Raw genomic sequence first — 26,632 nt, 5'->3', positions numbered from 1 at the left:
CTCGGAAGGGACCACTGGATGACACCCGCGATGAGCGCGGCCGACACCGCGCCGAAGACCCATGCCTGGGAGATCCGGGCAACCGGCCTGAAAGTGCGGGCCGGACGCCGGAAGATGGCCGTCGACGGCCTCGACCTCTCCCTGGGCACCGGCACCCACGGCCTCCTGGGGCCCAACGGAGCAGGCAAGACCACGCTGATCCGGGCGCTGGCCACCGTGCTGCGCCCCGCAGCGGGCGAACTGGAGCTGCTCGGCGGCTCCGTCGGCGGGATGGCCGACCAGCGCGCGCTGCGCCGCCGGATCGGCTACCTGCCGCAGGAGTTCGGCTACTACCGGCGCTTCACCGTCCGCGAGTTCGTCGAGTACATGGCCTGGCTGAAGGAGGTCCCGAAGGCGGACATCCCCGCGGCCGTCCAGCGGGCCGTGGAACGGGTGGGCCTGGCGGACCGGGCCGACCACCGGATGAAGACCCTGTCCGGAGGCATGGTGCGACGCGCCGGCATCGCCCAGGCCATCGTCAACGACCCCACCCTGCTGCTGCTCGACGAACCGACCGCCGGCCTGGACCCGGCGCAGCGGCTGCGCTTCCGCGAGCTGCTGCAGGAACTGGGCCGCGAGGCCTGCGTGGTCGTCTCCACCCACCTGGTCGAGGACGTCGCGGCCGCCTGCTCCGACGTGGTGCTCTTCGCCGACGGCCGCCTCGTCTTCCAGGGCACGCCGGAGGAGTTGGCCGCGGCGGGCGGCTCCGAGCACCCGGGCGACAGCCCCCTGGAGCGCGGCTACTCGGCGCTGCTCCACAACTCCGAGCAGCAGGGCGGCACCTGGTGAACGTACGGCTCCTGCGCATCGAACTGAGGCGCTCCGTCGCGCCGTGGCCCGGCGCCGTCGTCCTGGGCGGCAGCCTGGCGGTCCTCTTCCTGGTCCACGGGATCTGGTGGGAGGGCACCGCGGGCTGGACGGCCCAGTGGACCACCATGGCCCTGTGGACCCGGTACCTGCTGGGCTTCTGGTGGTCGCTCGTGGTCGGCATGGGAGCGGTGTACGGACTGCGCGACTCCCGCTCGCGAATGGCCGAACTGCTGACGACCACGCCGCTTCCGGCCTGGCACCGCGCGGCGCTGCCGGCCGGTGCGACGGCGCTCGCGCTGGCGTCGGGCTTCGGCCTCCTCGTCCTGGTGGGCGGAGTCGAGGTGGCCCTCGGCGCCACCGGCTACCTGCCGCTGGGTTGGCTGCCGATCTCGCTGGTCGGGGCGCTGGCCCTGGTCGCGACGGCCGTGTTCGGCATGGGCGTCGCGCGGGCCCTGCCCTCCGTACTCACCCCGCCGGCGCTGACGGTGCTCTTCCTGCTGCTGACGAGCCTGCTGCAGCAGAGCAGTGACGGGGTGCTGCCGTCGAGCGTCGTGCCGAACCGGCTCGCCCTGCTGTCCCCGGTGACCGCGGAGCCGAGGGAGATGCTGCTGACCCTGTCCGGTTCGGTGGACCTCGGCCAGACGATCTGGCTGCTCGGCCTGCTCGGCACCGGCTTCGCCCTGCTGTCCGCCGTGAACCGCCGGGCCCGGCTGCTCGCGGTGGTCCCCGTCCTGGTCGGCGCGGCCCTGGCGCTGCTGGTGCTCCCGGCCGCGCCGCGCGACACCTATGTGGTCGACCGGGCCGCCGCCGCCCTGGTCTGCGACGGGCCGGTGTGCGTGACGCAGGCGGACCGCTCACGGCTGCCCGAGCTCGCGCTGCGCAGCAAGGAGGCGCTGCGCGTGCTGCACGACGCCCTGGGCGCCCAGGCACCGAACTCGGTGCGGGAGGACACCCAGCTGCGCGCGCTCAGCGACGAGCGCCGGCTGTCGGCCGGCGTGCTGCTGGTCGACTTCGACGACCGGCTGTTCGCCGACGCGACGGGTGAGCAACTGACCCGGGCGCTGGTCGCTGCGGGCATCGCACCGAGCTGCTTCGCCAACAACGCGCGGGAGGGCGGAGGACAGGGCTACGTCGCCGTCCAGAGCATCGCCACGAGCTGGGCCCTGCATGATCCTCGGCTCCGGTCGCTGGAAGGGGTGAGCGACGACCCCTACCTGAGCGACGTCTGGGCGGAAGCCGGCGTTGCCTGGCAGCGGCTGCTGGCGATGCCGCCGGCCGCGCAGCGCGCGCAGATCGCCGAGGTGCACGCCACCGCCGTCTCCTGCGAGGGGACGGGCGTGGGGTCGGGGACGGACGAGCTCTCGGTGCTGGCGGGGAAGGTGTCGCGATGAGGTGGCTGATCCTGTACACGCGTTCCCGGCAGGTGCCCACCTCGGCCGCCGCGGTCGCCCTCGTCGCGCTGGCGGCGTGGGTCTGCAACCGGGACGGGGGCCAGGGCTCGACCAACCCGGTGACAGCGGCCCTGGTCCTCACCGCGATGGTGGCGGCCGCTTCCGTCGGGCTCGACGGGCGGGATGCCACGCTGGAGCGGACGGCCGCGATCCGGTGGCTGCCCCGCCGGGCGGCGCACGTGCTGCTGATCGGCGCGCTCACCGGTGCGGCACTGCTGGCGGCCCAGGCGGCGGGAGCGACGCTCGCCCCCACCGAGGTCGTCCTCCGGGACGGCGCGGGCCTGGCCGGCCTGGCCGCGCTCGGGGCGGTGCTGTGCGGGGCGCACCTCGCCTGGACCCTGCCGACCGGCTGGTACGCCTTCGCCGTGGTCGCCCAGCTTCCGGACAACACCGTGGGACAGGTGGCCGGCTGGATGATCTGTCCCCCCGGCACGGCGCCCTCCACCGACACCGCGCTGGCCCTGCTGGTGACCGGCACCGTGCTGTATGCCGCAGCAGGAGCGCGACGGTGACGGGTCAGGCCCGGACTGCCGCGGCCCGCGGAGCCAGGTGCTCGGGCCCGTCGGTCACGCGCTCGTCGTGAGCCCTCACGCGACGTCGGGGTCGAGTTCCGCAGCGCTTCGAGGGCGGTCCCGACCCTCCTCCCCCGCGGTCCTCAGGAGGTGGGCCCGGGTTCGCGCGAGGACGTCGTCGTAGGCGGGGTTGCCGTTCGGGTCGTGGTTGAAGAAACCGTGTCCTGCGCCGGGGAATTCGACGAGTTCGCACTCCGTGCCGGCATCGGTCATCAGCCGGCGGAAGCGGCGGGCGAGGGCGATCGGCACCAGCCGGTCGTCGGTGCCGTGGAACATGACGGTGGGGGGCATGCCGGGCCGCACCTGGTGCAGCGGCGAGAACGCTCTGGCCTGCTGGGGCGAGACCTTGAGCAGCTCGGCGATGGCCGCGCCTTCGCAGCAGGCGTCCAGGGCGGGGTTGAACAGCACCAGGCTGCTGTACGCCCGTGCGGGCGAGGCGGCCAGGCTGAGTGCCAGTTGGCCTCCTGCGGATCCGCCGCCGACGCCGATCGAGGCCAGGCCCGCGTCCGCGGCGACCGTTCGGAAGAGCCGGTCGGCGTTCTCGGCGTCGGCCATGCAGTCGAGCGGGCTGTCGGCGCCCGCCCCGACCAGCCGGTAGCCGGCGCTGGCGGTGAGGATGCCGGCCTGGGCCAGGGCCCGGGCCTGGGGGAAGAACATGGCCGGTGAGCCGATCATCCAGCCGCCGCCGTGGAAGAGCAGGAGGGCGGCCCGGGCCCGGCCCGGCGGCGAGAACACGTGCAGGGGCAGCGGTGTGCCGTCGGCGGCGGCGAAGGTCCGAGTGAACTCGGTGGGCCCGGTGGGCCGGGTGGGCTCGGTGTGCGGCCGGGTCATGCGGGACCTCCGGGTCTGGACTGCCGGGCTTCTATATACATTAGAACATAGCTGGCGCATATTGGCGCCCAGCAGCATCCGCCATAGCCAGTCTTGACAGAGGGAGGTCGATGGATAGCATGGCGGCATAGGTACTTAGGAACATAGGTATGGGAAATGCAGCTCGACTACGTGATCATCGGCGTCCTGGCGCTGCGCCGTCTCTCCGGCTACGACCTGCGCCGGTGGATGCAGGGCCGGGGCCGGTACATCGGCTACGGCGTCCAACTGCCGCAGATCTACCGCCGACTCGCGAAGCTGACCGAGCGCGGCTGGGTGGACTTCGAGGTGGACCCGCGCGCGGGACGCCCGGACGCCAAGGTGTACCGGATCACCGAGGCCGGCCGCGAGGCGCTGCTGGAGTGGGCCCGGGCCCCCTTCGAGCCCTCCCCCCGGCCGATGGACCCCGACTTCACGCTGCGCTTCGTCTTCGCCGGGCAGCTCGACCCCCGGATCGCCCTGGACCTGGTGCACACGGAGCTGGAGTACCGCCGCAAGCACGACGCGCTCTCACCGGGCCTGCCCGCCGCCCACCAGCCGGAGCCGCAGATCCCCGAGCTCGACCCCGGATGGGTCGGCGAGATCCACACCATGGCACACGAGCACGGCTACGCCACGGCCTCGGCCTACATCACCTGGCTGGAACTGACCCACGCGCGCCTGGAGGCGCAGCTGCGCCGCCGCTGAACCGCCCGGCACGCGCTCCCGAAATCGCCCTGCCCCCTCGACCCGGAGCCGAGCATGCGAACCAGTCCCCCCGGACCGGGGCCCTCGCCCCGCGCCATCCGCCTCGTCTTCGTCCTCACCGGCCTGTACTTCGGCTGGCGCTGGACCTCGGACGGCCACGGACCGCCCTGGGAGCACGCCCTGCGGGTGCTGGCCACCATGGTGACCGCCCTGGCCGTCGTGCTGTCCGTCCGGTGGTGGCGCACCCGCCGCGGCAAGCAGGGCGGCGCCATGGACCGGTTCCCCTGGCGGGACCTGATCCTGCTCAAGCTGCTCCTGGTCGCGCTGGCACTGGCCGCCGAATACCTGCTGCACCGCTGGATGCCGCCGACGCAGGCCCAGTTCGTCGTCGGCGTCTGCCTCGGCGCGGCCATCGCCCTCGGCGGCCCGCTCGTGCACCGACGCCACAACGGTCCGCCCCACGGAACGCCCCGCCCCGCCAAGGAGCCCGCACCATGAAATTCCGCCGCAGGCACAAGACCGTGGCCGCCGCCCTGGCGGCGGCCGTCACCCTCGGCGCCGTCGGCGCCGACCTCGGGATCGAGCACGTCGCCGGCCGGCGCATGGCCCGCGCGATCTCCTGCCGGCTCAAGCCGGCCGGGCCCGTCCGGGCCCGGCTCACCGATCCCCTCGCAGGTCTGCAGGCCCTCGGCGGCAGCCTCGGCACCGCGCAGATCGACGCCGACGGCATCCGTCGGGCCGGTACCGAGCTCGACCTCCGGATCGTCCTGCACGGCGTGACCACCGGCGGCAGCTACCGCACCGGCACCGCGACCGCCACCATCCCCTACGCCGCGCTCCAGCAACGACTGAGCCAGGGCAGGAACAGCGGCCTCACCCTGGGCAGCGACGGCACCGGCCTCACCCTCACCGCGACCGCCGGACAGCTCGGCTTCCCCGTCACCGTGAACACCGCGCTCACCGTCACCCCGCACTCGTTCACCATCACCCCGACCACCGTCACCCTGATGGGGCAGCAGCTCCCGGTCACCGTCCTCGACCGCCTCCCCGGCGCCTCCTCCACCCTGACCGCCCGGCTCGCCCCCCACACGATCGACCTCGCCCAGCTACCCGCCGGCGCCGAGCTCGCCTCCGCGCAGGCCGGACCGTCCGGCCTGAGCCTGGTCCTCACCCTCCACCACGCCGCCCCCGGGCACGCCCCCTCCCAGCCCTGCACCGCCAGCTGAGCCGACGGGCAGTCGACTCCTCACGCCGGGACCGCCGTGGAGACCACCAGCAGCTTCGTCACCGTGCCGTCCTCGGCGACCACGTCGCGCAGGTGCCGGAAACCCATGCGGCGGCACAGCGCCAGGCTCGCGGCGTTCTCCGCGCCCACCATCCCGTAGGCCTCCGCGACCCCGAGGTGGTCGGCGGCGTGGCGCAGCAGGCCGCCGACCACCTCCGTGCCCAGTCCCCGGCCCCAGTACTCGGGGGCGAGCGCGGCGATCAGCTCGTAGCCTTCGACGTTTCCCGTCTTCTTCACCTCGGCGTGGCCCACGTACGTGCCGTCCAGCCACAGGCCCCACACGTCGAACATCTCCTTCGGATACACCTCGGTCTGGAGCAGGCCGAACAGCCTGCGGACCTCCGGCTCGGGCGAGAGGTCCTGGCCCATCCAGTGGCACACCTGCTCGTTGCGCAGCAGGGTGACGAACGCGTCCTCGTCCTCGGGTCGGTAGGGAACGAATTCCAGGTGCTCGGTGCGCAGAACGGGGGTCATGGCGGTCTCCCTAGGGTGTGGGCGGGCGCCGGACGGCGATCTGCGACCGGCGCCCCGTCTTTCCGGCCGGTCAGGCTTCGGTGTCGGCCATCCGCTCGCGCAGGCTCCGCGGGCGCATGTCGGTCCAGACCTCGTCGACGTGGGCGGAGCACTCGGCCTCGGTGCCCTCCTTGCCGACCGGCTGCCAGCCCGCGGGCACGTCGAGGTCGGCCGGCCAGAGCGAGTACTGCTCCTCGTCGTTGCGCAGCACCTGGTAGCGGGTGTTCTCGTCCATGGCGTTCCCCTCTTCCTCACCGGCGGTCGCCGGTCTGTGTCGCTGGCTCTGTGGTCACTGCTCGCTGCTCCCTGCCGGTCGCCCCGGCGGAGGGCCGCGGGCCGGCCGGACGGCTCCCGGCCGCGGCCGGACCGGGGCCCGGAGGGCCGTCACCGGCTCCCTCGGGCGTGCCGGGCGATGTGGCGCAGCGCCTCGGCGAACTCCTCGGCCACCCGGCGGACGGCCGCCGTGTCGTGGACGGCGGGGCGGTGGTGCCAGGTGAAGGCGAGCCGCCCGTTCTGCACCGCGCCCACCACCTCCACGAGGTGCGAGCCGCCGTCCCGGGGATCGTGGTCCTGCCCGAAGGAGCCCTGCTCGGCACGGACCAGGCCGCCCTCGGAGACCTCCGGGCGGGCGTCCCACTGGCCGAGGTAGTTGAAGACCACCTCGCTCTGCGCCCCGGCCGCCAGCCGCTTGCGCGCCTCGGGCGAGCCGAAGGTGCGCAGGGCGCCGAAGCCGAGACCGTTGCCCGGCACCTCGCGCAACTGGCGGCGGACCGACTTGACCAGCAGGCGCCAGTCGCGGTCGGGGCCGAACTCCTCGGGGTCGGGCACCTGGAAGGCGACCGGGTGGACGGTGGTGAACCAGCCGACCGTGCGGGAGAGGTCCGTGCCGTCGATCAGCTCCTCGCGGCCGTGTCCCTCCAGGTCGAGGCGGACCCGCTCCTGCCCGGTCCAGCGGGCCAGCGCCAGGGCGAGGGCGGCCAGCAGCACGTCGTTGACGCGGGTGCGGTACGCCGTCGGCGCGGCGCGCAGCAGGGCTGTCGTGTCCGCCTCCCCCAGTTCCACGGTCACCGCCGCGGTCTCGGCCGGCCAGGGCCCGGCGGGGAGGTCGGGCCGGGGCGTCCCGGCGGTCACCGCCTGCTCCCAGTAGGGCAGTTCGTGGTCCAGGCCGCCCTCGGCCACATGGGCCGCGAGCTTCCGCGCCCACTCCCGGAAGGAGGTGCCGCGCTCCCCGAGGCTGACCGGTCCGCCCCGGGCGGCCTGCCGGTAGGCGCTCTCCAGGTCGTCGCGCAGGACCCGCCAGGAGACGGCGTCGACGACCAGGTGGTGGGCGACCAGGAGCAGCAGGTCCGGCCGGCCGGGACCGCCGGTGAACAGGGCCGCGCGCAGCAGCGGGCCGCGGGCCAGGTCGAAGCCGGCGTGCAGTCGGTCGGCGGCCTCGGCCAGCGTCGCTTCGGCCTGCTCGGCGGGGAGGCCGCTCAGGTCGTGGCGGACCAGCAGGCCCTCGGTGGGGGCCGGCGGCGGGTTGAACTGGCGCCAGCCCTCCTCCTGCCGGGTGAACCGCATCCGCAGCGCGTCATGGTGCTCCAGCAGCGCCTCCAGCGCGGTGGTCAGCGCCTGCGGGTCGGCGGGGGCGCCGAGTTCCAGCAGGCTCGACTGGTTGAAGTGGTGGTGGGCGGCGCGCGGGGTGGTCAGGAACCACTCCTGGATCGGGGTGAGCGGCACCTCGCCGGTGACCGGTCCTCCGCCGTCGCGCAGCGGGGCGTCCCGGACGACGGTGGCCAGCTCCGCCAGGGTCTGATGGGTGAACAGGTCCCGGGTCGCCAGGTGCAGGCCGTCCCGGCGCAGCCGCGAGACCACCTGCATGCTGAGGATGGAGTCGCCGCCGAGGACGAAGAAGTTGTCCTCCGCGCCGATCTCCTCGACGCCCAGCACGTCGGCCCAGATCCGGGCGATCCGGCGTTCGGTCTCGGTGCGCGGGGCCACCCGCGACCCGCTGCCCGCCTGCGCGGGGCCGGGCTCGGGCAGGGACCGCCGGTCGGTCTTGCCGTTCGGGGTGAGCGGCAGCCGCTCCAGCGGCACGAACACCGAGGGGACCATGTGCGGCGGCAGCAGCCCGGCCAGGTACCCGCGCAGGTCCCCGGTGGGCAGCCGGTCCGGCAGCGGTCCGGCGGACTCCTCCGCCGGGACGATGTAGGCCACCAGCCGGGCGGGCCCGGCCGCCGCCCCGGCCCCGGGCGGGTCGGTCCGCACGGTGACGACCGCGTCCCGCACCAGGGGGCTGCGGCGCAGCGCGCTCTCGATCTCGCCCGGCTCGATCCGGAAGCCGCGCAGCTTGATCTGCTCGTCCGCGCGCCCGGCGAAGCGCAGCTCGCCGTCGGCGTCCCGGCGGGCGAGGTCGCCGGTGCGGTACATCCGCCCGCCGCCCTCGGCCTCCGCGCCGAACGGGTCGGGCAGGAAGCGGGCCGCGGTCAGCCCCGGCCGGCCCAGGTAACCCCGGGCCAGGCCGGGACCGGCCACGTACAGCTCCCCGGTCACGCCCGGCGGCACCGGCCGCAGCGCGGCGTCCAGGACGTACGCGCGGGTGGCGCCGGCCGGGCGGCCGATCGGCGGCGTACCCGTGCCCGGTGCGAGCGGGCCGGTCCAGCTGGCGACCACGGTGGCCTCGGTGGGACCGTACGAGTTGATCATCCGGCGGCCGGGGGCCCAGGTGTCCACCAGGTCCGCCGGGCAGGCCTCGGCGCCGACGATCAGGGTGCGCAGCGCGGGCAGCTCACCGGCCGTCTCCGGCTCCACGGTGGCCAGCGCCGCCGGGGGGATCAGCGTGTGGGTGATCCTCCGGTCGGCGAGCACCTCCGCCAGCCGCTCGCCGACCAGCGGTCCCTCCTCACCGGTGACCAGCGCGGCCCCGCTGAGCAGTGCGGTGCACAGCTCAAGCACCGAGGCGTCGAAGCTGGGCGAGGCGAACTGCAGCACCCGGTCGCCCGGGCCCGCGGCGTACTGCTCGGCGGCGGCCGCGGCGAAGCCCGCCAGTCCGCGGTGGGTGACCACCACGCCCTTGGGGGTGCCGGTCGACCCGGAGGTGTAGATGACGTAGGCGGGGTGCGCGGTGCCGAGCGCGGCGGTGCGGTCGGCGTCCGTGGGCGCGGTCGGCGCCCCGTCCGCGGCCCACACCTCGGCCGGGTCGTCGAGGACCAGCCAGGCGCCGGAGTCCCGCAGCATGAACTCCCGGCGCTGCGCCGGGTACTCCGGGTCCACCGGCAGGAAGGCGCCGCCCGCCTTGGCGACCGCGAGCTGCGCCACCACCACCGCGGCGGTGCGGGGCAGGGCCAGGGCCACCAGGCGCTCCGGGCCCACCCCCCGGCGGATCAGCCGGTGGGCCAGCCGGTTGGCCGCCCGGTCCAGCTCCGCGTAGCTCAGTTCGCGATCACCGTCCAGCAGCGCCACCGCGTCGGGCGTGCGGGCCGCCTGGCGCTCGAACAGCTCCGGCAGGGTCGCCTCGGGCACCGGGCGGAAGCTGCCCCGGGCCTGGTCGAGCAGGGCTTTCAGCCCCTCCTCGGAGGTCAGCGGCAGCGCGCCGACGGGGCGTTCGGGGTCCTCGGCGACGGCGGCCAGCAGGGTGCCGAGCTGGTCGGCCATCCGCTCGGCCGTGGCCGCGTCGAACAGGTCGGTGTTGTAGGTGATCAGGCCGTGCAGCGCGCCCGAGTCCGTCTCGGCGAACTCCAGGGTGAGGTCGAAGGCGGCCTGCTCCAGCTCGGTCTCGACATCCGTGACGCCGAGGCCGGGCAGGTCGAGGTCGGCCACCGGGGTGTTCTGCAGGACGACCATGACCTGGAAGAGCGGGCTGCGGCTGGTGTCGCGGACCGGGTGCGCCTCGTCCACCACCCGTTCGAAGGGCACGTCCTGGTGGGCGAAGGCGTCCAGCACCGTCCGCCGCACCCCGGCGAGGAACCCGGTGAAGGGCTGCTGCGCCTCGACCCGCGAGCGCAGCACCAGGGTGTTGACGAAGAACCCGACCAGGTGCTCCGTCTCCGCCCGGTCGCGGCCGGAGGTGACGGTGCCGACGGCGATGTCGGTGTCCCCGCCGAGGCGGCCGAGGAAGGCCTGGGCCGCGGCGACGAGCGTGGTGAACAGGGTGGCGCCCTGTGCCCGGCCGACCTGGGCCAGACGGCGGGCGGTCGCGGCCGGCACCTCCAGCCGGGCGGTGGCTCCGCTGCTGGTGCGCACCGCGGGCCGGGGCCGGTCGGTGGGCAGCTGGAGCGGCTCGATGCCCGCCAACTGCTGCTTCCAGTAGCCCAGCTGGTCCTCGGTACCGGCCGCGCCGGCCGTGCGCTGCCAGTGCGCGTAGTCGGCGTACTGCACCGGCAGCGGCGGCAGCGGGGGCTCGGCCGGGTCGAGTTCGGCGCGGTAGAAGTGGGCCAGGTCGGTCAGGATGACCGAGCTGGACCAGCCGTCGGTGACGATGTGGTGCAGGGTGAGGGCCAGCACGTGCTCCTCCTCGGCCAGCCGCGCCAGGGCGGCCCGCAGCAGCGGTCCCCCGCGCAGGTCGAAGGGGCGGGCGCGCTCCGCGGACAGCAGTCGGCGCAGCGCCGGCTGCCGGTCCTCCCCGGACAGGTCGTGCAGCGGCAGCGGCACGCTCCGCGCCGGACGGACCAGCTGGACGCCGTCCCCGTCCACGCTGTCGAAGGTGGTGCGCAGCGACTCGTGGCGGGCCACCAGGGCGCTCAGGGCCGCGCCGAGGGCGTCGACGTCCAGCCTGCCGCGCAGGCGCAGCGCGAGCGAGGTGACGTACTCGGCGCCGCCGGGCGCGAACTCCTCCAGGAACCAGAGGCGTTGCTGCGCGTAGGACATCGGCGCCGCCCCCTCGCGGGCGACCGGGAGGATGGCGGGGCGGCCGGATCCTGCGGAGTTCCCCAGGGTGAGCAGCCCGGCCAGCCCGGCCGGCGTGGGCCGGCTGAACACCTCCCGGGGCGTGATGTCGGCGCCGAAGGCCTCGGCCAGCCGGGAGGCGAGCCGGATACTGAGGATGGAGTCGCCGCCCAGCTCGAAGAAGCTGTCCTCGACACCGGGCGGCAGCGTTCCCAGCACCTCCCCGAAGACCTCGGCCGTACGGCGCTCGGCCTCGGTGCGCGGCGCGACCCGCTCGCGGCGCCCGGCGGCCCGGTCCGGGTCCGGCGCCGGGAGGGCCACCCGGTCCACCTTGCCGTTGCGGCTCAGCGGGAGCGCGGCGAGCGGGACGAAGACGGCGGGGACCAGGTAGTCGGGCAGGGTCCGTGCGGCGAAGGCCCGCAGCTGCTGCGGGTCCTCGCCGGCGGGGCCGACCACGTAGGCCACCAGCTGCCGGGCGCCGGACCGGTCCTCGCGGGCGAGGACGGCGACGTCGGTGACGTCCGGGTGCCCGGCGAGCGCCGCCGCCACCTCGCCGGGTTCCACCCGGAACCCGCGGATCTTCACCTGCTCGTCCGCGCGGCCCAGGAACTCGACGGCGCCGTCCGGCCGCCGCCTGGCCAGGTCGCCGGTGCGGTACATCCGGGCGCCGGCCGGGCCGGCCGGGTCGGCGATGAACCGCGCCGCGGTCGCGCCGGGCCGGCCCAGGTAGCCGCGCGCCACGCCCTCCCCGGCCACGAACAGCTCTCCCGCGCAGCCCGGCGGGACGGGCCGCAGCCGGCGGTCGAGCACATGCACCCGGATGTCGTCCAGCGGGTGGCCGATGGGCACGGTGTGCGGCACCGCCGAAGGGTCCGCCAGGGCGAAGGAGGTCGCGAAGGTGGTGGTCTCGGTGGGCCCGTAGCCGTCCACCACGACCAGGCCCGGGCAGGCGGCCAGGACCCGGCGGACGGCGGCGGCGGGCACCACGTCACCACCGGTCCACACCTGGCGGAGGCCCGCGAAGCAGTCCGGCGCGTCCTGGGCCAGCAGCCGGAAGAGGCCCGCGGTGAGCCACAGCGCCGTCGGCCCGTCGGCGCCGGCCAGCCGCCGCAGCAGCGCCGCGTCCACCGGCCCCTCGGGGGCGACCACCACGCAGCCGCCGTTCAGCAGCGGCGCCCACACCTCGAAGGTGGCGGCGTCGAAGGCGACCGGCGAGTGCAGCAGCACCCGGGCGCAACTGCCGTCGGCGAAGCGGCTGTCGGTGGCCAGTGCGGCCACGTCGCGGTGCCGCACCGCGACCGCCTTGGGCTCCCCGGTGGAGCCGGAGGTGAACATCACGTAGGCCAGCCGGTCGGGGTCGGCCGGCCACCCGGGCCGGGCCGGGCCGCCCGCCGGGCGGACGTCCGCTCCGTGGGCCGCGGCGGCGACGTCCCCGGCGGTGAGCCGGACGGTGGCGCCCGCCTGGTCGAGCAGGAGCCGGCGTCGCTCCTCGGGGGCCCGGACGTCCACCGGCAGGTAGGCGCCGCCGGCCTTGAGGACGGCCAGCTGGGCGACGACCAGTTCGGCCGAGCGGTCCAGCAGCAGCGCCACCCGGCCCTCGGGCGCCAGTCCCTCGGCCACCAGCCGGGCGGCCAGCCGGTCCGACCAGTCGTCCAGTCGGCGGTAGTCGAGCTCGCGGTCGCCGTCCCGCAGCGCGACGGCCCCGGGGGTGCGGCGGACCTGCTCGGCGAAGATCCGCACCGGGCTGTCCGGTGCGGCCGGGCGGGCGGTGGTGTCCCAGGAGGCCAGCAGCTCCCGGTCGGCCGGGGTGAGCGGCTCCAGGTCGCCGAGGTCGCCGTCGAGGCCGGCGGCGAGGGCGGTGAGCAGCACGGTCAGCCGCTCCACCGCGCGCTCCACCGTGGCCCGCTCGAACAGCGCGGGGTCGTAGGCCAGGTCGAGGCCGAGCCGCTCGGCCAGGTGGGCGCGCAGGCACCAGGGGAAGGTGGTGGCGTCGTCGGCGCGCACCTCCACCACCCGCACACCGGTCCTGGCGGCGACCGACTCGTCGACGGGGTAGTTCTCGAACACCACCATGCTGTCGAACAGCGCCTCGCCGGCCGGCACCTCGCTCAGCGCCTGGATGCGGGAGAGCGCCAGGTGGTCGAAGGAGCGGCCGTCGCTCTGCCGCTGCTGGAGCTCCCGCAGCCAGGGCAGCACCCCGCCGGCGGGTATCCGGATCCGGGTCGGCACGGTGTTGATGAACATGCCGACCATCGACTCGACGCCGGGCAGGTCGGCCGGCCGCCCGGACACGGTGGTGCCGAACACCACGTCCTCGCTGCCGCTGTAGCGCGCCAGCAGCAGCGCCCAGGCGCCCTCCAGCACGGTGTTGACGGTCAGTCCGGCCGCCGCCGCCCGCTCCCGCAGCCGCCGGGAGAGGTCCCCGTCCAGCTCCTGGGAGACGGTCGCGGTGGAGCGGGCGCGGTGCGCCCGGCCGGGCGCGCGGTCGTACGGCAGCGGGGTGCGCGCGGTGAAGCCGCCCAGGTGGCGGGCCCAGTGCCGCTCGGCGGCGGCGCCGTCCTGGTCGGCCAGCCAGCGCAGGAAGTCCGCGAAGGGCCGCCGGACCGGCGCGGTCGCCCGGGGGCCGTTCACCGCGACCGCGCGCTCGGCGTACTCCTCGCACACCTCGGTCAGCAGCTGCCCGGTGCTCCAGCCGTCCAGGATGAGGTGGTGGGTGGACCAGAGCAGCAGCAGCTCGTCACCGGGCAGCGCGGCCAGGGTGAGGCGGGTGAGCGGCGCGGTGGTCAGCTCCAGACCCGCGGCCCGGTCCGCGGCCAGCAGCCGCTCCGTCTCCGCCGCCCGCGCCTCGGGCGCCAGCCCGCGCCAGTCCAGCTGGGTGACGGGCAACTCGGCTTGCCGCGCCACCAGTTGGACCGGGTGCGGCAGGCCCCGCCAGTGCACGCTGGTCCGCAGGGCCGGCGTCCGGTCGGCGACCCGCTGCCAGGCTTCGGCGAAGGCGCGCGGGTCGGCCACCCCGGCCAACCGCACCGCGGTCCGGTCGAAGTAGGCACCCTCGGTGTCGACCAGCCCGTGGAAGAGCATCCCGGACTGCAGCGGGGTCAGCGGCAGGACGTCGGCGACCTCCCGCCCGTCACCGACGAGTCCGTCCAACTGCTCCTGGGTCAGTCCGGCGAGCGGGAAGTCGGACGGGGTGCGGCCGCCCGCCCCGGGAAGGGCGCAGTGCGCCACGATCTCGCGCAGGGCGGCGCACAGCTCCTCGGCCAAGCCGCGGACGGTGGCCTCGTCGTAGACGGCCGCCGGGTAGGTCCAGCCCAGTTCCAGGCGGCCGTGGTCGACCGCCCCGGTGATGTCCAGCAGGTAGGGGCGCGGCTCCTCCGGGTCGGTGTCACGGCCGGCCGGGGGCAGCGCGCCGCGGTACAGGCCGTTCCCGTCGGGGCCGCCGGTCTCGAACCGGCCGTGGTAGTTGAAGCCGATCTGCGGGGCCCGCGCACCCGCGAGCGGGCTGCCCGGCAGCAGGTGGCGCAGCGCGCCGTGGCTCAGCCCGTGCAGCGGTACCGCGCGCAGCTGCTCCTTGACCGAGCGCAGCGTGTCGTGCCAGCCGGCCTCCGGGTCGACGGTCAGGGCGAGCGGGAACTCGGCGGTGAACCAGCCCACCGTCCGGGAGAGGTCCAGGTCCTCGAAGAGGTCCTCGCGGCCGTGCCCCTCCACGCCGACCAGGACGGTCTCGCGCCCGCACCAGCGGGCCAGGGTCCGGCCCAGCGCGCTGAGCAGGACGTCGTTCACCTGGGTGCGGTAGACCTCGGGGACGTCGCGCAACAGGGCGTCGGTCGACTCGGCGTCCAGGGCCACGGTGACGGTGGCGGCGGCGCCGTGGGTGTTGGGCCCCGGCCGGCCGGCGGGCAGGGCCGCCGGGGCCGCGCCGGTGCGCTGCCAGTAGCCGGTGTCGGCGTCCAGGGCGCCGGAGCGGGTGTACTCGTCGAGGCGGGTGGCCCAGCGGCCGTAGGAGCTGCCCGCCACCGGCAGTTCGGCGGAGCCGCCGGCCGCTGCCGCCCGGTACGCCGTCTCGAAGTCGGCCAGCAGGATCCGCCAGGAGACGCCGTCCACGGCCAGGTGGTGGATGGTGAGCACCAGTTGGCCCGGCTGCTCCGCGCCGCGGTCGAAGAAGAGGATCCGGACCGTCCGGCCGGCGACCGGGTCGAGCGAGGACTGGGCCAGCTCGGTGGCGCGCTGCACCTCCGCCTCCAGCGCCACCGGGTCCAGCGCGGCCGCCTCGTGCCGGGTGAGGACCGCCTCCGGCGCCGGGTCCGTCAGCTCCTGGCGCCAGCCGGCGGCGGTACTGCGGAACCGGGTGCGCAGGGCCGGGTGGCGCTGCACCAGGGCCAGGGCCGCCCGGCCCAGGGCCGACGGATCGGTGCCGGGGGCCAGTTCCAGGCGCTGGGTCATGGTGAAGCGCAGCGCGTCGCCGGGGCTCCGGCCGTCGAGGTACCAGTGCTGGATCGGGGTGAGCGGCGCCTCGGCGGGCGGGGTGTCCGCACCGGCCTCCGGGCGGGTGGCCACCTCGCCCACCTGCAGGGCGAGTTCGGCGACGGTCTGGTGCCGGAAGACGTCCTTGGTGGTGAGGGCGAGCCCGGCGGCACGGGCGCGGGCGACGATCTGGATGCTGAGGATGGAGTCGCCGCCGAGCCCGAAGAAGTTGTCCTGCGCGCCCACCCGGTCCACCCCCAGCACCTCGGCCCAGATCGCGGCGAGCCAGGTCTCGGTACCGGGTCGCGGCGCCACGTGGACGGCGGCGCCGTCGGGCTGGGCGGGCGGGGCGGGCAGCGCGCGGCGGTCGGTCTTGCCGCCGGTGGTCCGCGGGATCCGGTCCAGCGGGACGAACGCGGCCGGCACCATGTGGTCGGGCAGCGTGCGCCGCAGCAGGACCCGCAGCTCCTCGGCGGGCGGGACCCGGTCCCCCGTCGGCACCAGGTAGCCGACGAGCATCAGCCGGCCGGCGTGCTCGCGGGCGGTGACCGCGGTGTCGGCGATGTCCGGGTGCTCCAGCAGGGCGGCCTCCACCTCGCCGGGCTCGATCCGGAACCCCCGGATCTTGACCTGCTCGTCGACCCGGCCGAGGAACTCCAGCAGCCCGCTCGCGTCCCAGCGGGCCAGGTCGCCGGTGCGGTACATCCGGGTGCCGGGCCGCCCGAACGGGTCGGGCAGGAAGCGGGCGGCGGTCAGCCCGGGCCGGTCGAGGTAGCCGCGGGCCACCTGCGCCCCGGCCAGGTACAGCTCCCCCGGCACGCCGGGCGGCACCGGGCGCAGCGCGCCGTCGAGCACATAGGCCCGCAGGTTGCGGCCGGGACGGCCGATCACCGGGCGGTCCGGCCCGTCCGCGCACCGGCCGTAGACGGCGTCGACGGTGCACTCGGTGGGCCCGTACATGTTGTAGGCGGTGACGCCGATCTGCTGCGCCGCACCCAGCTCCTGCCAGGCGGCGGCGGAGACGGCCTCGCCGCCCACCAGCAGCAGCCGCGGGTGGTGCCGGCCCGGTGCCAGCAGCCCGGCGGAGGTGAGCTCGCGCAGGAAGGAGGGGGTGACGTTGACCAGGTCCAGGCCGCGTTCGGCGATCCGGTCGCAGAAGGCCTGCGGGTCCAGCCGGGTGTCCTCGTCGATGAGGTGGAGCTCCTGGCCGAGCGCTAGCAGCAGCGGGCCCTCCCAGCTGGTGTCGAAGGAGAACGAGGCGCTGAGCGCGGCCCGCAGCCTCCGCCCGTCCGCGGTGTGCGGCGCGACCAGTCCCTCCTGGTGGTCCTGGCAGAGGTTGACCAGCTGCCGGTGTTCCACCGCGACGCCCTTGGGCCGGCCGGTGGAGCCGGAGGTGTAGACGATGTAGGCGGTGTTGGCCGGGTGCAGCGGGGCCAGCCGGTCGGCATCGGTGAGGTCGTGGGCGGGCAACTGCTCCCAGGGCGCCTGGCGCAGCGCCTCGGCCGTCAGCACGGTCTGCGGCCGGGCGTCCCGGAGCAGGAAGCCGACCCGCTCCTCGGGCAGCTCCGGGTCGACGCAGAGCAGCACGGCGCCCGCCTTGAGCACCGCGAACACCGCCACCAGCAGCTCCGAGGTGCGCGGCAGCCGGACCGCGACCACCCGCTCCGGCCCTGCGCCCAGGGCCACGAGGTGGCGGGCGAGCCGGTTGGCCCGCTCGTTCAGGCCGGCGAAGTCGAGGGTGGCGTCCGCGGCCACCAGGGCGGTGAGCCGCGGGGTGCGGGCGGCCCGCGCCTCGAACAGGGCCGGGAAGGTGCTGTCCGGCACGGGCAGCAGCTCGCCGCGCCCCTGCCGGAGCACCTGCCGCTGCTCCTCGGCCGTCATCAGCGGCAGCGCCCCGACGGCGCGGTCCGGGTCCTCGGCCGCGGCCTCCAGCAGGACCCGCAGCAGCGCGGTCAGCCGCTCGGCGGTGCCGGCGTCGAACAGGCCGGTGTTGTACTCCAGGTACCCGGTCAGTCCGCCGTCCTGCTCGACGAAGTCGAAGGCCAGGTCGAAGAGGGCGTGGCGGATCGGCGGCGTCACCGGTTCCACGTCGAGGCCCGGCAGCACGGGCAGCTCGGAGCCCAGGTTGTGCAGCGCCACCATAACCTGGAACAGCGGCGTGCGGCTGGTGTCGCGCTCCGGCTGGAGCGCGTCCACCAGCCGTTCGAAGGGCACCTCCTGGTGGGCGAAGGCCGCCAGCACCGTGGCCCGCGACTCGGCCAGCAGCTGGCGGAAGGTCAGCTCCGGCCGCACCCGGCCGCGGAGCACCAGGGTGTTGACGAACATGCCGACCACGTCGTTGAGTTCGGGCCGCTCCCGGCCCGAGGCGACGGTGCCGACGGCGACGTCCTGCTGGCCGGCCCAGCGGGACAGCATGATCTGACAGGCCGTCAGCAGGGTCATGTAGAGGGTGGCTCCGGCCTCCTGGCCGCGCTCGCGCAGCCGTCCGATCAGCCCGGCCGGCAGGGTGAAGGTCACCAGGGCGCCCTCGCGGGTGCGGACGGCGGGGCGGGGCCGGTCGGTGGGCAGTTCCAGCGGGACCAGCCCGTCCAGGACCTCGCGCCAGTGGGCCAGGTCCGCCTCGGCCCGGTCGGTGCGGGCCCGCTGCCAGGCGGCGTAGTCGGTGTAGCGCACCGGCAGGGCCGGCAGGTCGGGGCGGCGGCGCTGGTGCGCCGCGGTGTACAGCTCGCCCAGGTCCCGGCCCAGCACGGCCATCGACCAGCCGTCGGTGGCGATGTGGTGCACCGCCAGCACCAGTACGTGCTCCTCCTCGGCGAGCCGCACCAGCCGGGCCCGCAGCAGCGGTCCGGCGGCCAGGTCGAACGGGGTGGCGGCGACGCGTTCCAGCAGCGCGTCGAGGGCAGCCGGGGGCGCGGCAACGAGATCGTCCACCGGCAGCTCGACCGGGTGCGGCGGGTGCACGACCTGCCGGGCGCGCCCGTCCCGCTCGGTGAAGGTGGTCCGGAGCGACTCGTGCCGGGCCACCAGGCCGTCCAGGGCGGTGCCCAGGGCGCCCGCGTCGAGCGGGCCGCGCAGCCGCAGCACGGACAGGGTCGTGTACTCGGTGCTGCCGGGCTCGAAGCGGTCGAGGAACCAGAGCCGCTGCTGGGCGTAGGAGAGCGGCGGCTCGGCGTCCGGGTCCGCGGCGGGGATGGCCTCGGGCGACGGGCTCCCGTCCGCCGCCGGGCCGCCCTGGAGGGCGGCGGCCAGGTCGGCGAGCCTGGCGTGGGTGAACAGCAGCCGCGGCGAGACCTCCGCGCCGAACGCCGCGCGCAGCCTGGAGGTGACCCGGATGGCGAGGATGGAGTCGCCGCCGAGGGCGAAGAAGTCGTCCTCGGCGCCGACCTCCTCCAGGTGCAGGACCTCCGCCCAGGCGGTGGCCACCAGCCGCTCGGCGCGGGTGCGCGGGGCCGTGCGGTCCTGGCCGCCGGCGAACCCGTCCGGGCCGGGCGCCGGCAGGGCCCGCCGGTCGAGCTTGCCGTTGACGGTCAGCGGCAGCGCCGCCATCGGGACGTAGGCGGCGGGCACCATGTACGCGGGCAGCAGCCGTTCCAGGTGCGCGCGCAGCTCGGCGGCGGAGGGGGGCGCGGCGGCGCGGTCGCCGCCGACGACATGGGCCACCAGCCGACGGGTGCCGGAGACGTCCTCGTACACGCCCACGGCGGCGGCGCCCACGCCCGGGTGGGTGTGCAGGGCGGCCTCGATCTCGCCGGGCTCGATCCGGTAGCCGCGGATCTTCACCTGCTGGTCGGCGCGGCCCAGGTACTCCAGGGTGCCGTCGGCCCGCCGGCGGGCCCGGTCGCCGGTGCGGTACATCCGGGTGCCGGGCCGACCGAAGGGGTCGGCGAGGAAGCGGGTCGCGGTCAGGCCGGGCCGGTTCAGGTAGCCGCGGGCCAGGCCCTCACCCGCCACGAACAGCTCGCCGACCGCGCCCGGGGGGACCAGGGCCAGGTCCGCGTCGAGCACGTACACCCGCAGGTCGGGGAGGCCGGTGCCGATCGGTCCCGGACCGCCGGCCCGGGCCGTCGCCAGGTCCAGCGGGGCCCAGGTGACGTGGACGGTCGTCTCGGTGATGCCGTACATGTTCACCAGCCGCGGGGCGGTGTCCGGGTGGCGGTCGTACCAGGCGACCAGCCGGGTCGCGTCCAGCGCCTCGCCGCCGAAGACCACCGTGCGCAGCGCCAGCCGGTCCCCGAGTTCGGGGTGCTCGGCCTCGGCGCGCACCAGCGGGTAGAACGCGGACGGGGTCTGGTTGAGGACGGTGACCCGTTCCTCGGCCAGCAGCCGCAGGAAGTCCTCGGGGGAACGGGCGGTGTCCTCGGGGACGACGACCAGTCGGCCACCGTGCAGCAGCGGCCCCCACAGCTCCCACACCGAGAAGTCGAAGGTGTAGGAGTGGAACAGCGTCCACACGTCCTGCGCGCCGAAGCCGAACCGGTCCCGGGTGCTGCTGAACAGCCGCACCACGTTGGCGTGCGGCACCAGCACGCCCTTGGGGCGGCCGGTGGAGCCCGAGGTGAAGATGGCGTAGGCGGTGTTCTCGGGCAGCGGGCGGCGGTCCGGGGCGAGGGCGGTGGCCGGACGCCGCGCCAGGTCGGCCCGCACCTCGGCCTCGCCCAGCGACAGCACCGGCACGCCGGTGCCCCGGATCGCCCCGGCTTCGGCCCCGGCGTCGGCCGACAGCGTCACCAGCGCCACCGGCTGGGCGTCCCGCAGCAGTTGGGCGACGCGTTCGGGGGGCAGCGTCGGGTCGATCGGCAGATAGGCCGCGCCCGTCTTGAGGACGGCGAGGACGGCGACCACCAGGTCGACCGAGCGGGGCAGCGCGAGGGCCACGAACCGTTCGGCCGAGGCGTGGAGTTCGGCCAGTCGGTGGGCCAGCCGGTTGGCCCGCGCGTCCAGCGTGGCGTAGTCGACGCGCTCCTCGCCGAAGCTCACGGCCTCGGCCCGCGGGGTGCGGGCGGCCTGGGCCTCGAAGAGGTCCACCAGGGTCTCGGCGGGGCGGGCCTGCGCGGGGCCGTTCCAGTCGGCCAGCAGCCGGCGCCGTTCCTCGGCGGTGGTCCAGGCCAGGGCGCGCAGCGGCCGGTCCGGGTCCCGGGCCAGCTCGGTGAGCAGCAGGCAGAGCCGGCCGGCGAGGACCCGCACGGTCGCGGCCTCGAACAGCTCCGGGTCGTAGCCGAGGTCGAAGCCGAACCGCTCCCCCTGGTAGGCCCGCAGCACCAGCGGGTAGTTGGTGGCGTCGCGGGAGGAGACCTCGGCCAGCCGCACGCCCGAGCCGGCCGTGCGGGCCTCGTCGAAGGGGTAGTTCTCGAAGGCGACCATGCTGTCGAAGAGCGCGCTGCCGGAGGGCACCTCGCTGAAGCCGGTCAGCTCGGCGAGGGACACCGCGGCGAAGCGCCGGGCCTCGGCCTGCGCCTCCTGCAGCTCGCGGAGCCAGGCGACGGCCGGGCGGTCGCCGTCCACCCGGACCCGGGTGGGCAGGGTGTTGATGAACATCCCGATCATCGACTCGACCCCGGCCAGCTCCTCGGGGCGGCCGGAGACCGTGGTCCCGAACAGCACCTCGGGCTCGGCGCTGCAGCGGGACAGCAGCAGCGCCCAGGCGCCCTGGACCACGGTGCTCAGGGTCAGTCCGGCCTGCCGGGCGGTGCGGGCCAGCTGCCGCGACACCTCCTCGGAGAGACCGCCCGTGTGGACGCCCGCCGACCGGCTCCGGTGGAGACCGCGCCGGACCCGGTCGACCGGCAGCGGGGTCGGGGCGGCGAAGCCGTCGAGGACGCCCCGCCAGTGCGCGCGGGCGGCCTCGGCGTCCTGGTCGGCCAGCCAGCGGACGTACTCGCCGAACGGCCGGCGCACGGCCGGCCGGGACCCGGCGCCGGTGGTGAGCGCCGCGTACTCCTCGAACACGTCGGTGAGCACCTGGGCCAGGCTCCAGCCGTCCAGGATCAGGTGGTGCGAGGTCCACAGCAGCTGCACCCGCGCCTCGGGCAGCCTCACCAGGGTGAGCCGCATCAGCGGCGCCACGGAGATGTCGAGGCCCTGCGCGAGGTCCTCGGCGCGCACCCGGTCCAGCCGCTCGGCCCGCTGCGCCGGGTCCACCGCCCGCAGGTCCAGCTGGACCACCGGCACCCGGACGGCGCGGTGCACCACCTGGAGCGGCGCGGGGACCCCCTCCCACACCACCGAGGTGCGGAGGGCGGGCGTGCGGTCGGCCACCCGCTGCCAGGCCGCGGCGAGGGCGTGCGGGTCGCTCACGCCCTCCAGCAGCAGCGCGGCCTGGTCGAGGTACACGTCGTCGGGACCGCCCACCAGACGGTGGAAGAGCATGCCCTCCTGCAGCGGGGTGAGCGGCAGCAGGTCCTCCACCTCCCGCCCGTCGCCGACCAGCCGGTCCAGGCCGGCCTGGTCGAGACCGGCCAGCGGGAAGTCGGAGGGGGTGCGGCCGCCCGCGCCGGGGCGGGCGCAGTGCTCGACGATGCCGGCCAGCGCAGCGGTCATGGCCTGCGCCAGGGCCTGGACGGTGGCCGCTTCGTGCACCTGGTCGCTGTAGTGCCAGGTGATCTCCAGCTCCCCGCCGGCCACCACGGCGGAGATGTCGAGGAGGTGGTCGAGCCGCTCCTCGGGGGCGATGTCCCGGCCGGGCGCCTCGCCGGCCGGGGCGAAGTCCCCGCCCTCGGAGTCCGCCCACTGCCCGTGGTAGTTGAAGGACACCTGCGGCAGCGGCGCCTCCCGCAGGGCCCGGGCGGACGGTTCCGGCGAGCCGAGCCGGGCCAGCGCCTCGTAGCTCAGGCCGCGCCGGGGCACGGCCCGCAGCCGCTCCTTGACCGCCTTCAGCGTGGCGGCCCAGTCCGGCGCGCCGGGCGGCCCCACCGGGGCGAGGGTGACCGGGTACTGGCTGGTGAACCAACCGACCGTCCGGGAGAGATCGACGTCCTGGTCGGCCGGGCCGCCGAGGTCCTCGCGGCCGTGGCCCTCCAGAGCGACGGTCACCCGCCCGGCGCCGGTCCAGTCGGCGAGGACCCGGCCCAGCGCGCTCAGCAGCACGTCGTTGACCTGGGTGCGGTAGACCCCGGGAACCCGGCGCAGCAGCGCCTCGGTGGTCGCGCGGTCCACCCGGCTGCGGACGGTGCGGACGGAGCCGGCCCGGGCGGCGCCGGGGTGGTCGACGGGCAGCGGGGTCCGCGGCGCCAGGGCTTCGGCCGTCCAGTACGGCAGGTCGCCGTCCAGCTCCCCGGCCCGTACCCGGTCGGCGAACCGGCGGGCCCAGTCGGTGAACGTGGTGTGCTCGGGCTCCAGTTGCGGCGGCTCGCCCGCGGCCGCCCGCCGGTAGGCCAGGGCCAGGTCGGCCAGGATCACCCGCCAGGAGACGCTGTCCACGGCCAGGTGATGGGCGGTCAGGAAGAGCTGCGGCCGGGCCCGGTCGGCCGGCCGCAGCAGCGCCGCGCGCAGCAGGGCGCCGGTGGCCGGGTCCAGGGCGGCGCGGGCCGCGTCGGCGGCCCGAGCGGCCGTTTCCGCACCGGCCTCGGGACCGGCCGGGCCGTGGCGGGTCAGCAGCCCGGCGACCGGGCCCGCGCCGGGGTCCTGCTGCCAGCCGTCCGCGCTGCGGGCGAACCGGGTGCGCAGCGCCGGGTGGGCGGCCACCACCGCCTCCAGCGCCTGCTCCAGCGCCCGCTCGTCGAGGTCGCGGTCCAGGTCGAGCAGCATCGACATGCTGAAGTGGCGCAGCGGGCCGTGCGTGGCGAAGAACCACTCCTGCACGGGGGTCAGCGGCGCGGGGCCGTGCTCCTCCGGACGCACGGGGACGGCCGGGGCGGCGGTCCGCCCGGCCGCCGCGGCCAGGTCGGCCACGGTCTGGTGCCGGAAGACGTCGCGCGAGCTGAGCCGCAGGCCCGCGGCGCGGGCCCGGGAGACCGCCTGGATGCTGAGGATCGAGTCGCCGCCCAGCTCGAAGAAGTTGTCGGTGACCCCCACCCTCGCCACGCCCAGCACCTCGGCCCAGATGTCGGCCAGGGTCTGCTCCTGCGGGGTGCGCGGGGCGACGAACTCCCGCTGCCGTCCTTCGCCCTCCGGGTCGGGGGCGGGCAGGGCGCGGCGGTCCAGCTTGCCGCTGGTGGTGAGCGGCAGCAGGTCGAGCGCGGTGAAGGAGGAGGGCACCAGATGGTCGGGCAGCACCAGCCGCAGCGCCGCCCGCAGTTCGGCGGCGGCGGGTGCGGTACGGCCGGCGACGGCGACCACGTAGGCCGCCAGCCGGGTGTGGCCGTGGACGTCGGGGACGGCCACGACCGCGGCCGTGCCGACCTCCGGCAGGTCCAGCAGGGCCGCCTCGACCTCGCCCGGCTCGATCCGGTGGCCCCGCACCTTGACCTGGTCGTCGGCGCGCCCGAGGTAGTCGAGGCGTCCGTCGGCGGTCCAGCGCGCCAGGTCTCCGGTGCGGTACCTGCGGGTGCCGGGCGGCCCGAACGGGTCGGCGGTGAACCGCGCGGCGGTCGGTCCCGGGCGGCCGGCGTAGCCGCGGGCGACCTGCTCGCCCGCCAGGTACAGCTCCCCCGCGACGCCGGGCGGCACCGGCTGGAGCCGGTCGTCGAGGACGTAGGCCCGGACATTGGGCAGCGGACGGCCCACCAGCGGGCGGTCCCCGTCCTCGATCCGGCAGGCCAGGGCGTCGACCGTGCACTCGGTCGGGCCGTAGAAGTTGTAGGCGGCCACCTCCGGGTGTCCGGCCAGCTCGCGCCAGAGCCGGGGGCCGACCGCCTCGCCGCCGAGCATCAGCACCCGCGGCCGGTGCCGCGGATCGGTGAGCAGCCCGGCGGGCAGCAACTGCCCGAGGTAGGAGGGGGTCACGTCGAGGAAGTCGACGCGGTGCCGGACCACGTACTCGACCAGGGCCGCCGGATCCATCCGGGTCACCTCGTCCACCAGGTGCAGCGGGTGGCCGTCGGCCATCAGCAGCACGCCCTCCAGCGAGGTGTCGAAGGAGAACGAGGCGGTCAGCGCCACCCTCAGCGGCCCGCCGCCCGCCTCGGCGACGAAGCCGGCCCGGTGGCCGGCCAGCAGGTGCACCACCGACCGGTGCGGGACCAGGACGCCCTTGGGCCGGCCGGTGGAACCGGAGGTGTAGATGACGTAGGCGGTGTTCTCCGGGCGCAGCGGGGCGGTCCTGTCGGCGTCCACGGGGTCGGTGTCCGGCCCGGTGGCGGGTACCGCGCGCAGCGCCTCCTGGTCCAGGACCAGCGCCGGCCGGGCATCGTCCAGCAGGTACCGGAGGCGCTCGGCCGGCAGCTCGGGGTCGAGCGGCAGGTAGCCGGCGCCGGACTTCCAGACCGCGAGGATCGCCACGACCAGGTCGGCGGTGCGCGGCAGCCGCAGCGCGACCAGGCGCTCGGGACCGGCCCCGAGCGCGATCAGGTGGTGGGCGAGCCGGTTGGCGCGGGTGTTGAGCGTCGCGTAGTCCAGCCGCTCCTCCCCGGCGACCAGGGCCGGCGCCTCCGGGGTCAGCGCGGCCCGGCGCTGGAGGAGTTCGGGGTAGGTGGTGTCCTCGACCGGGAGCCCGGTGGCGTTCCACTCCCGCGTCACCCGGTGGATCTCAGGCGCGGAGAGCAGCGGCAGGGTGCCCAGCGGCCGGTCGGGTTCGGCCGCGGCGCCCTCCAGCAGCCGCAGCAGCTGCTCGGCCATCCGCCGGACGGTGGCCTCGTCGAACAGGTCGCTGCGGTACTCCAGCAGGCCTGCCAGTCGATCCCCGTCCGGCACGAACTCCACGCTCAGGTCGAAGGTGGCGCTCCGCTGGGGGATCTCGACCGGTGAGATCTCCAGCCCGTCGGGGGCGGTGGCGGCCGGCGGGGCGGGGTGGAGCAGCACCATCACGTCGAACAGCGGGTTGCGGCCCGCCTCCCGGGGCGCGCCCACGGCCTCCACCAGCCGCTCGAAGGGGGTGTCGCCGTGGGCGAGGGAGTCGTTGACGGTGTCGGCGGTGGCCGCCAGCAGCTCGCGGAAGGACCCGGACCGCTCCACCGGGGTGCGCAGCACCACGGTGTTGACGAAGCAGCCGACGGCCCGTTCCAGATCGGTGCGCGTGCGCCCGGGGGTCAGCGAGCCGACGGTGACGTCCTCCCGGCCGGTCCCGCCCGACCAGCGGGCCAGCAGCGCCTGGGCGGCCGCGACCAGGGCGACGTACAGCGTGGTGTGCTGCTGCGCCACCAGCTCGCGCAGCCGCGCCGTCAGCGGGGCGGGCACGGTGAAGCCGTGGACCGCGCCCGGACCGGCCTCCTCGCCGCGCCGCGGGCGGTCCAGCGGCAGCTCCGGCGCCACCGCCGCGGCCAGTCGGCCCTTCCAGTGGGCGAGGTCCTGCTCCAGCCGGGGTCCGGAGAGCTGCTCGCGCTGCCACACCGCGAAGTCGGGGTACTGCGTGGCCACCGGCGGCAGCTCGGGCGCCGCGCCCCGGGCCAGGGCCGCGTAGGCGGTGCACAGCTCGTCCAGGACCACGCCCATCGACCAGCCGTCGGTGACGATGTGGTGCGCGGTCAGCAGCAGGACGTGCGAGCGGTCGGACTCGCGCACCAGCAGGGCGCGCAACGGCGGCCCCTGCCGGAGGTCGAAGGGGCGGGAGTACTCCGCCAGCAGGACCGCGTCCAGCTCCTGCGGTCCCGCCGCCCGGCGAACCGGCAGCGGCACCGGCCCGGCCGGCCGCACCTGCTGCACCGGCCGCCCGTCGGTCTCCTCGAAGACGGTCCGCAGCGACTCGTGGCGGGCCACGACGGCGGCGATGGCGTCGGCGAGCGCCTCGTGCGCCAGCGGCCCGGTGAACCGCACCGCGACGGCGCTGTTGTAGCGGGGGTCGCCGGGCCGCAGCTGGTCCAGGAACCAGAGGCGCTGCTGGACGAACGAGAGGGGGAGCGGCCGGGAGCGGTCGGCCCGCGGGATGGAACGGCCGGCGGCGGCCGCCGCGCCGACGGCCCGTCCGGCCAGTCGGCGGCGCAGCGCTTCCTGCAGGTCCGCGGGCAGGGCCTCGGCGCGGTCTCGCTTCGAAGGCGTCATGGTCG

10 protein-coding genes are annotated in these 26,632 nt (G+C 75.9%); 6 read left to right on the top strand and 4 right to left on the bottom strand.

Annotated features, from left to right (window positions below; all coding sequences use genetic code 11):
- Window positions 1–18 precede the first annotated feature (18 nt).
- Genes BS75_RS36835 through BS75_RS36825 form a run of 3 tightly spaced genes read left to right on the top strand, consistent with a single transcriptional unit; the run spans window position 19 to window position 2,812 of the window.
- Entirely contained in the window at window positions 19–828 is an 810-nt protein-coding gene (locus BS75_RS36835) for an ABC transporter ATP-binding protein (RefSeq protein ID WP_034091323.1), read from the top strand.
- The gene (locus BS75_RS36830) at window positions 825–2,240 is read left to right on the top strand and encodes a hypothetical protein (RefSeq protein WP_034091322.1); all 1,416 of its coding nucleotides are present in this window, start codon (window positions 825–827) and stop codon (window positions 2,238–2,240) included. The genes BS75_RS36835 and BS75_RS36830 overlap by 4 nt, the downstream gene beginning before the upstream one ends.
- Entirely contained in the window at window positions 2,237–2,812 is a 576-nt protein-coding gene (locus BS75_RS36825) for a hypothetical protein (protein WP_034091321.1), read from the top strand. Before BS75_RS36830 ends, BS75_RS36825 begins: the two co-directional genes overlap by 4 nt.
- A 75-nt stretch (window positions 2,813–2,887) precedes the next feature.
- On the opposite strand, the gene BS75_RS36820 is transcribed toward BS75_RS36825, so the two are convergent.
- A complete protein-coding gene (locus BS75_RS36820) occupies window positions 2,888–3,703 on the bottom strand; it encodes an alpha/beta hydrolase (protein ID WP_052070168.1) in 816 nt (271 codons plus the stop codon).
- Between the two features lie 156 nt (window positions 3,704–3,859).
- Here BS75_RS36820 and BS75_RS45205 point away from each other — a divergent pair, with 156 nt between their 5' ends.
- The 3 genes from BS75_RS45205 to BS75_RS49650 are packed head-to-tail and all read left to right on the top strand — an operon-like array spanning window position 3,860 to window position 5,655.
- Entirely contained in the window at window positions 3,860–4,429 is a 570-nt protein-coding gene (locus BS75_RS45205; RefSeq protein WP_052070166.1) for a PadR family transcriptional regulator, read from the top strand.
- 54 nt (window positions 4,430–4,483) lie between these two features.
- Complete coding sequence (locus BS75_RS49655; protein ID WP_034091320.1) at window positions 4,484–4,927, top strand: hypothetical protein; 444 nt, start codon at window positions 4,484–4,486, stop codon at window positions 4,925–4,927.
- Window positions 4,924–5,655: an LmeA family phospholipid-binding protein gene (locus tag BS75_RS49650; protein ID WP_034091319.1), complete on the top strand. Its 732-nt coding sequence runs from the start codon at window positions 4,924–4,926 to the stop codon at window positions 5,653–5,655. Before BS75_RS49655 ends, BS75_RS49650 begins: the two co-directional genes overlap by 4 nt.
- 20 nt (window positions 5,656–5,675) lie before the next feature.
- Here the strand turns inward: BS75_RS49650 and BS75_RS36800 are convergent, their stop codons facing one another.
- The 3 genes from BS75_RS36800 to BS75_RS36790 form a co-directional block, all read right to left on the bottom strand.
- Window positions 5,676–6,188: a GNAT family N-acetyltransferase gene (locus tag BS75_RS36800; protein ID WP_034091318.1), complete on the bottom strand. Its 513-nt coding sequence runs from the start codon at window positions 6,186–6,188 to the stop codon at window positions 5,676–5,678.
- Window positions 6,189–6,258: 70 nt separating this feature from the next.
- Entirely contained in the window at window positions 6,259–6,462 is a 204-nt protein-coding gene (locus BS75_RS36795; RefSeq protein ID WP_034091317.1) for an MbtH family protein, read from the bottom strand.
- A gap of 149 nt (window positions 6,463–6,611) precedes the next feature.
- Window positions 6,612–26,627 (bottom strand): non-ribosomal peptide synthase/polyketide synthase, encoded by a 20,016-nt coding sequence (locus tag BS75_RS36790; protein ID WP_034091316.1) that lies wholly within the window; start codon window positions 26,625–26,627, stop codon window positions 6,612–6,614.
- Window positions 26,628–26,632: the final 5 nt, after the last annotated feature.

The organism is Streptacidiphilus albus JL83 (genome assembly GCF_000744705.1).
Lineage (GTDB): Bacteria > Actinomycetota > Actinomycetes > Streptomycetales > Streptomycetaceae > Streptacidiphilus > Streptacidiphilus albus.
This window is presented reverse-complemented; position numbering and strand designations above follow the sequence as displayed.